At 69.6% G+C, this 7,139-nt stretch carries 8 protein-coding genes; 4 read left to right on the forward strand and 4 right to left on the reverse strand.

Annotated elements, in window-relative coordinates; all coding sequences use genetic code 11:
• Nucleotides 1–4 precede the first annotated feature (4 nt).
• From ACIRJP_RS25250 to ACIRJP_RS25260, 3 genes are all read right to left on the reverse strand, one after another.
• Nucleotides 5–328 (reverse strand): STAS domain-containing protein, encoded by a 324-nt coding sequence (locus tag ACIRJP_RS25250; RefSeq protein WP_123461690.1) that lies wholly within the window; start codon nucleotides 326–328, stop codon nucleotides 5–7.
• A gap of 234 nt (nucleotides 329–562) precedes the next feature.
• Complete coding sequence (locus ACIRJP_RS25255; protein ID WP_404178260.1) at nucleotides 563–1,411, reverse strand: 3-hydroxyacyl-CoA dehydrogenase family protein; 849 nt, start codon at nucleotides 1,409–1,411, stop codon at nucleotides 563–565.
• A gap of 167 nt (nucleotides 1,412–1,578) precedes the next feature.
• Nucleotides 1,579–1,884: a hypothetical protein gene (locus tag ACIRJP_RS25260; RefSeq protein ID WP_404178263.1), complete on the reverse strand. Its 306-nt coding sequence runs from the start codon at nucleotides 1,882–1,884 to the stop codon at nucleotides 1,579–1,581.
• A gap of 453 nt (nucleotides 1,885–2,337) precedes the next feature.
• Between ACIRJP_RS25260 and ACIRJP_RS25265 the strand changes: the two genes are divergently transcribed.
• The gene (locus tag ACIRJP_RS25265; RefSeq protein WP_404178266.1) at nucleotides 2,338–2,925 is read left to right on the forward strand and encodes a cob(I)yrinic acid a,c-diamide adenosyltransferase; all 588 of its coding nucleotides are present in this window, start codon (nucleotides 2,338–2,340) and stop codon (nucleotides 2,923–2,925) included.
• Between the two features lie 33 nt (nucleotides 2,926–2,958).
• Here the strand turns inward: ACIRJP_RS25265 and ACIRJP_RS25270 are convergent, their stop codons facing one another.
• Complete coding sequence (locus ACIRJP_RS25270; RefSeq protein ID WP_404178269.1) at nucleotides 2,959–3,510, reverse strand: hypothetical protein; 552 nt, start codon at nucleotides 3,508–3,510, stop codon at nucleotides 2,959–2,961.
• A 150-nt stretch (nucleotides 3,511–3,660) separates the two neighbouring features.
• Here ACIRJP_RS25270 and ACIRJP_RS25275 point away from each other — a divergent pair, with 150 nt between their 5' ends.
• The 3 genes from ACIRJP_RS25275 to ACIRJP_RS25285 all read left to right on the forward strand — a co-directional run.
• The gene (locus tag ACIRJP_RS25275; RefSeq protein ID WP_404178272.1) at nucleotides 3,661–4,857 is read left to right on the forward strand and encodes a sensor histidine kinase; all 1,197 of its coding nucleotides are present in this window, start codon (nucleotides 3,661–3,663) and stop codon (nucleotides 4,855–4,857) included.
• Complete coding sequence (locus ACIRJP_RS25280) at nucleotides 4,854–5,504, forward strand: response regulator (RefSeq protein ID WP_404178275.1); 651 nt, start codon at nucleotides 4,854–4,856, stop codon at nucleotides 5,502–5,504. Before ACIRJP_RS25275 ends, ACIRJP_RS25280 begins: the two co-directional genes overlap by 4 nt.
• 170 nt (nucleotides 5,505–5,674) lie before the next feature.
• Nucleotides 5,675–7,139: glycosyl hydrolase family 18 protein (locus ACIRJP_RS25285; RefSeq protein WP_404178278.1), on the forward strand; the 1,465-nt coding region annotated here is incomplete at its 3' end.

Below are 7,139 nucleotides of genomic sequence, written 5' to 3' on the forward strand. Positions count from 1 at the left end.
GCCGCTACACGCGCGGCAGCGATTCCGCGGCGATTCCGCCTTCGATGGCCAGGATGCGGTGCAGCCGGGTCGCCACCAGCAGGCGCTGCATCTGCGGCGGCACGCCGCGGAGCACCAGCCGCCGCCCGGCCCGTCCGGCCCTGCGGTGTGCGCCCATGATGACGCCGAGTCCGGTGGCGTCCCAGGAATCCAGCTCGGTCAGGTCGAGCACCAGGTCGCCGACGCCGTCGTCGAGGGCCGAGTGCAGGGCCGTACGGGCGTCCGCCGCGCTTCGGACGTCGAGGCGGCCCCCGACGACCAGCTCGGCGTGGTCGCCCCTGATGTGCATATGCGCTCCCCTGGAATGCTCCGTGGCAAAGTTCGTCTGTCTGTTCTGTCTCTCCCACAACTGACTGCGGCAGCGACAGGGAAGTTGCCGTCTGTAAGCGAACCGATACCGAATTCACCCCGTGGAGTGACCGAGGCGCGGCGAGGGCCCGATCGGACCCGGTGATTCCGGGAGACTCCCCGGGATCTCCGGGCCTGACCGACGGCAGATCAGGCAACCGGAGACCGAAAACGATCAGTACGTGTAGAAGCCCTGCCCGCTCTTGCGGCCGATGTCACCAGCATCCACCATCCGGCGCATCAGCTCCGGAGCGGCGAACTTCTCGTCCTGCGACTCGGTGTAGATGTTGCTCGTGGCGTGCAGCAGGATGTCGACGCCGGTCAGGTCCGCCGTGGCGAGCGGGCCCATGGCGTGGCCGAAGCCCAGCTTGCAGGCGATGTCGATGTCCTCGGCCGAGGCGACGCCCGACTCGTACAGCTTGGCGGCCTCGACGACGAGCGCCGAGATCAGCCGGGTGGTGACGAAGCCGGCGACGTCACGGTTGACGACGATGCAGGTCTTGCCGACGGACTCGGCGAACTCCCGCGCGGTGGCGAGGGTTTCGTCACTGGTCTTGTAGCCCCGTACGAGTTCGCAGAGCTGCATCATCGGGACCGGCGAGAAGAAGTGCACGCCGACGACTCGCTCGGGGCGCTCCGTCACGGCCGCGATCTTGGTGATCGGGATGGCGGAGGTGTTGGAGGCGAGCACCGTGTCGTCCCGGACGATCTTGTCGAGGGCCCGGAAGATCTCGTGCTTGACCTCCAGCTTCTCGAAGACGGCCTCGACGACGACATCCGCGTCGGCGACCGCGTCGAGGTCGGTGGTGGTCGTGATGCGGGCGAGCGCGGCCTCGGCGTCGGCGGCGTCCAGCTTGCCCTTGGAGACGAACTTGCCGTAAGACGCCTCGATGCCGCCACGCCCACGGGCCAGTGCCTCGTCGGTGACATCGCGCAGCACCACGTCCCAGCCCGCCTGGGCGGAGACCTGCGCGATGCCGGACCCCATGAGTCCGGCTCCGATGACGGCAAGCTTCCTGGCCACGTCTGCACCCCTTGGTTTTCTGCCCGCCTCTGCAGCTGGTCCCTGCACGGCCGGGTCTCGACGGTTCTTCACATGCTCTCCGGCGGAGATTAGTACCGTTGGGGGGCCCTGGGGTCGTGAAGAGATGCGCGTCACGTCTCACATGACGGACATCACACCGGGACCCCTCATTCGGCGGCGCGCCGGGCGTAGTTGAGGACCTTTTCGCCGAACAGGTCCTCGATGTCGTCGAGCAGGACGAGCGCGTCCCGGGACACCTCGCCCGCCTTGCGGCCGGCCACCATCTCACGGCGGATGTACGCCATGAGCGTGCTGTGCACCCAGGCGAGCTGACCCGCCACCAGGATCGGCGTCGGGTCCCCGGGCTCCGTCCCGCACTCCGCCTGGAGCGTCGTCTCCAGATGCTGAAGAACCTCCTGCTGTGCGTGCCAGAGGCGGTCCTTGAGGCCGTCCGTACCCTCGATGGCCTGCATGAAGCGCTCGTAACCGTTGCCAGTCAGTGCACATGAGTGGGTCCTGGACCCACTCATGTGTGCTGGGCGCGTTCCGAACAGTGTTGGACGCGCTGGGTCGCCGCTTTCTCGTCCCGTCCGGCGGCCCGCCTCCGGGGGCGTGGTCCGTGGCGCGTGGGCGGGTTCCCTCACGCCCCGTGCACCTGGTCCGGCCTGGGCTGTCCGATGCCCCGCACGAGCGGCGATCGCCGTGGCGGTGGGCACACGCGTCTTCCGGCGGGCGGATGCCTGACTAAGGGCTGTCCCGTAATCCCTGGCGGGCGCGACGACAGCCACGGCACCTCGCCGCGTTGTCGGAACGCCCGAATACATCCAACATCCAGTATTCGGGCGTCCCTCCGCCTTGCGATGCACCGCGTCTGACGCCGCACGCTGATCCACCAGGGATTGCGGGACAGCCCTTAGGCTGACCGCATGGTCAATCTGACACGTATCTACACGCGCACCGGCGACCAGGGGACCACCGCCCTCGGCGACATGAGCCGGACCGCCAAGACCGATCTGCGGATCTCCGCGTACGCCGACACGAATGAGGCCAACGCCGTCATCGGTACCGCGATCGCGCTCGGGCAGCTCCCCGAGGACGTCGTGAAGGTCCTCGTCCGTGTGCAGAACGACCTGTTCGACGTGGGCGCGGACCTGTCGACCCCGGTCGTCGAGGACCCGGCGCTTCTAAAAAAAATGGTCCCGCCGCTGCGGGTGGAGCAGAGTTACGTCGACAGGCTGGAGGCGGACTGCGACCACTTCCTGGAGCAACTGGAGAAGCTGCGCAGCTTCATCCTGCCGGGCGGCACCCCCGGGGCGGCGCTGCTGCACCAGGCGTGCACGGTGGTCCGGCGCGCGGAGCGGTCCACCTGGGCGGCGCTGGAGGTGCACGGCGAAGTGATGAACGCGCTGACCGCGACGTATCTCAACCGGCTCTCCGACCTGCTGTTCATCCTCGCCAGGACGGCGAACAAGGAGGTCGGCGACGTGCTGTGGGTGCCGGGCGGCGAGCGGTAGCCGTCCCGGTCCGCGGACCGGGACGGGCCGGGGTCAGCTCGACGGCCCCGGCCCCGGCGCCGCCTTCGGGAACAGCGTGTAGCTCCCCGCGATGACCACGTTGATCCCGATCACGAACAGCATCTTCTGCTGCCACGCCTGCAACGACGACACGTCGCCGTCTCCGCCCACGTACCAGACGGCCGCCTGGAGCAGCGCCAGCGCGGTCACAGCCGCGACCGTCCAGCGCGCCGCGACCTTCCACTCGTGCACCGCGCGCGCCATGCCGTACTTCGGCGGCTTCACCGGCGGCGGGCCGCCCGCGAAGCGGTGCGCGACCCGGGCGTCGGCCCAGCGGATCGTGGAGTGGCCGAGCCCCACCGTGAAGCCGATGTAGACCGCGGCGAGCCCGTGCTTCCAGTCGGGCTGAGCCCCGTTCTTCAGGTCGATGGCGGTCACCACCAGCAGTACGACCTCCAGCAGCGGCTCGCACAGCAGCACGGCCGCGCCCAGCCTCGGTTTCTTCGCCAGGTACCGCAGCGCGAGCCCCGCGGCCAGCAGCACCCAGAAGGCGACTTCGCAGAACACGATCAGCGTGACGATCACAGCCCTCTCCTTTCCGTCTCCTCCAGCCTCCCGGCCGCCCGGCCCGGATTCGTCGTCTGCGATGACGAACCACGACTGCATCCTTCGATGTACTCGCGCCTCGCCCCTGGTACGGAGGTCCGGGCGCGGGCCGCCGTGTTGGATGGGAGGGTGCTCTCCCTTCCCCGGCCGCACCGCCACGACGTGCTCCTGGCGGTCATCGGCCTCTTCGGCGGCCTCGTCCTGTGGATGCTCGGTCTGAACATCCAGGGTGACCGGACCTTCGTCGCCCCCTGGGTGTCCCTGCTGCCGCTCGCCGTCGTGTCGGCGCTCGAAGTGGTCCGCCGGACCGCCCCGCAGACTGCCCTGGTCATCGGCACACTCGCACTGGTCGCGGACCAGTTCACGGTCGGGAACCTGGCGACGGTGCTGATGTTCACGGACCTGATGTACGCGGCCGTGCTGTACGGGAAGCCGTCCGCCGCCCGCCGCATCCCGGTGACCACGTTCCTGATCACGATCGCGGTCACCATCGGGTTCCTGGCCTGGTTCCGCGACGCCCAGGCACTGCTCATCGGCGTCGTCACCGCCATGGTCTCGTTCCTGCCCGCCATCACCGGGGTCAGCGTCCGCAACCACCGCGACGCCGCCGAGACGGCCCGGCTGCACGCCGAACAGACCGCGCTGCTGGCCGAGATGGACCGGGCCCAGGCCGTGACCGCCGAGCGCACCCGGATGGCCCGCGAACTCCACGACATGGTGGCCAACCACCTGTCCGCGATCGCCATCCACTCCACCGCCGCGCTCTCCATCGACGACCCGGGCACCTCCCGCGATGCGCTGGGGGTGATCCGGGAGAACAGCGTCGCCGGGCTCGCCGAGATGCGGAGGCTGATCGGGCTGCTGCGTACCGGCGGCGGCGCCCTGGAACCGGCCGCCTCGCCCACCCTCGCCTCGCTGGACGCCCTGCTGGAGCAGACCCGTACGAACGCTGCGTCGAGCGGCCTGACCTGTACGTTCGAGGACGAGCGGGGCGAGGGCGTCACACTGCCCACGCCGGTCGAGCTGGCCGCGTACCGGATCGTCCAGGAGTCCCTGACGAACGCGCTCAAGCATGCCGCGCCGGGCCCGGTCACGGTGCGGCTCGGGCAGTCCGGGCAGCTGCTCACGGTGGAGGTCAGCAGTGTGTTCGGGGGCCGCCCCGGGCCGCGCGCACCCGGCTCGGGGGCCGGTCTGGTGGGGATGCGGGAGCGGGTGGCGCTGCTGGGCGGCGCGATCGAGGCCGGTCCGTCAACCACCGGCGACGGTACGAAGATCTGGCGGGTACGGGCCGAACTGCCCGTGGAGGAAGGGGCGTCGAGGACATGACGATCCGGGTTGTGGTTGCCGAGGACCAGTCGGCCGTACGGGCGGGGCTGGTACTGATTCTGCGCAGTGCCCCCGACATCGAGGTCGTGGGCGAGGCCGGGGACGGCGAGGAGGCGGTGCGCCTGGCGCGCGAGCTGCGGCCGGACCTGGTGCTGATGGACATTCAGATGCCTCGGCTGGACGGCGTGTCGGCGACCGGGCAGGTGGTGGCCGAACGACTCTCGGACGTGCTGGTGCTGACCACGTTCGATCTGGACGAGTACGTCTTCGGGGCCCTGCGGGCGGGGGCCGCGGGCTTCCTGCTGAAGAACACCGACGCACGCGATCTGCTCGACGCCGTACGGACAGTGGCGCGCGGCGAGGGGCTGATCGCCCCGGGCGTGACGCGCAGGCTCATCGCCGAGTTCGCCGGGGCTTCTCCCGCACGGCCGGCGAACGCGCCCGACCCCGCGGTGCTGGACGCGCTCACCCGGCGGGAGCGGGAGGTTCTGGGCTGCCTCGGCGAGGGCCTGTCGAACGCCGAGATCGCGGTCCGGCTCTCCGTGGCGGAGGCGACGGTGAAGACCCATGTGAGCAGGCTGCTGGGCAAGCTGGAGCTGCGCAGCCGGGTCCAGGCGGCGGTACTCGCACAGGAATTGGGAGTCTGAAGGTTTAGTCGCGAACTTTGGTCCAGACCTCTTGACGATTGGTCCAGACCTTCCTAATCTCACCGAGCACACTGCGGTGAGCACGCCATGACAAGGCGGGCTCAGGGCGGCGCAGGGTTTGCAGTCCACGGACCACCCCCGATTGTCCGGACCTCACCCGAGGAGCACCGTTGAGCACTGAAACCCCCCTACGCCGGACCCGATTCAGACTCGGGACCGGAAGAGCCACCAGATCCAGAGCAGTCGCCGGTGTCACCGCGCTGCTGCTTCCACTCGCCGCGATGGTCGGCCTGGCCTCCCCCGCCGAGGCCGCCACCTCGGCGACCGCCTCCTTCGTCAAGAAATCCGACTGGGGCAGCGGCTTCGAGGGCCAGTGGACGGTGAAGAACACCGGCACCACCGCCCTGTCCTCCTGGACCATCGAGTGGGACTTCCCCTCCGGCACCGCGGTCGGCTCCGCCTGGGACGCCACCGTCACCGGCTCCGGAACCCACTGGACCGCCAAGAACCTCGGCTGGAACGGTTCGGTCGCCCCCGGCGCCTCCGTCAGCTTCGGCTTCAACGGCACCGGCCCCGGCGCCCCCACCGGCTGCAAGCTGAACGGCGCCTCCTGCGACGGCGGCAGCGTCCCCGGCGACAACGCCCCCTCAGCACCGGGCACCCCCACCGCGAGCGCCGTCACCGACACCTCGGCCAAGCTGAGCTGGTCCGCCGCGACCGACGACAATGGCATCAAGAACTACGACGTGCTGCGGGACGGCACGGTCGTCTCGACCGTCACCGGCACGACGTACACGGACTCCGGCCTCAAGGCCGGCACCGACTACTCGTACACCGTGCAGGCCCGTGACACCGCCGACCAGACCGGCCCGGTCAGCGGCGCGGTCAAGGTCCATACCACCGGCGGCGGCGGCAACCCCGACCCCGGCACCGGCGGCAAGGTCAACCTCGGTTACTTCACCGACTGGGGCGTCTACGGCCGCAATTACCACGTCAAGAACCTGGACACCTCGGGTTCCGCCGCGAAGATCACGCACATCAACTACGCCTTCGGCAACGTCCAGGGCGGCAAGTGCACGATCGGTGACTCCTACGCCGACTACGACATGGCGTACACCGCCGACAAGTCCGTCGACGGCGTCGCCGACACCTGGGACCAACCGCTGCGCGGCAGCTTCAACCAGCTGCGCAAGCTCAAGGCGAAGTACCCGCACATCAAGGTGCTGTGGTCGTTCGGCGGCTGGACCTGGTCCGGCGGCTTCGGTGAGGCCGCGAAGAACCCGGCCGCGTTCGCCGACTCCTGCTACAAGCTGGTGGAGGACCCCCGCTGGGCCGATGTCTTCGACGGCATCGACATCGACTGGGAGTACCCCAACGCCTGCGGCCTGACCTGTGACACCAGCGGCCCGGCCGCGCTGAAGGGCCTCACCACCGCGCTGCGCTCGAAGTTCGGCAGCAACAACCTGGTGACGGCCGCCATCACCGCCGACGGCTCCGAGGGCGGCAAGATCGACGCCGCCGACTACGCCGGCGCCGCCCAGTCCCTGGACTGGTACAACGTGATGACGTACGACTTCTTCGGCGCCTGGGCGGCCAAGGGTCCGACCGCCCCGCACTCCCCGCTCACCTCCTACG

This window comes from Streptomyces sp. NPDC102437, from assembly GCF_044765565.1.
Taxonomy (GTDB): domain Bacteria; phylum Actinomycetota; class Actinomycetes; order Streptomycetales; family Streptomycetaceae; genus Streptomyces.

Coding starts and splice junctions, on each gene's coding strand:
- ACIRJP_RS25250 (WP_123461690.1), bottom strand. CDS start 328: ATGCACATCAGGGGCGACCACGCCGAGCTGGTCGTCGGGGGCCGCCTC.
- ACIRJP_RS25260 (WP_404178263.1), bottom strand. CDS start 1,884: ATGCAGGCCATCGAGGGTACGGACGGCCTCAAGGACCGCCTCTGGCAC.
- ACIRJP_RS25265 (WP_404178266.1), top strand. CDS start 2,338: ATGGTCAATCTGACACGTATCTACACGCGCACCGGCGACCAGGGGACC.
- ACIRJP_RS25280 (WP_404178275.1), top strand. CDS start 4,854: ATGACGATCCGGGTTGTGGTTGCCGAGGACCAGTCGGCCGTACGGGCG.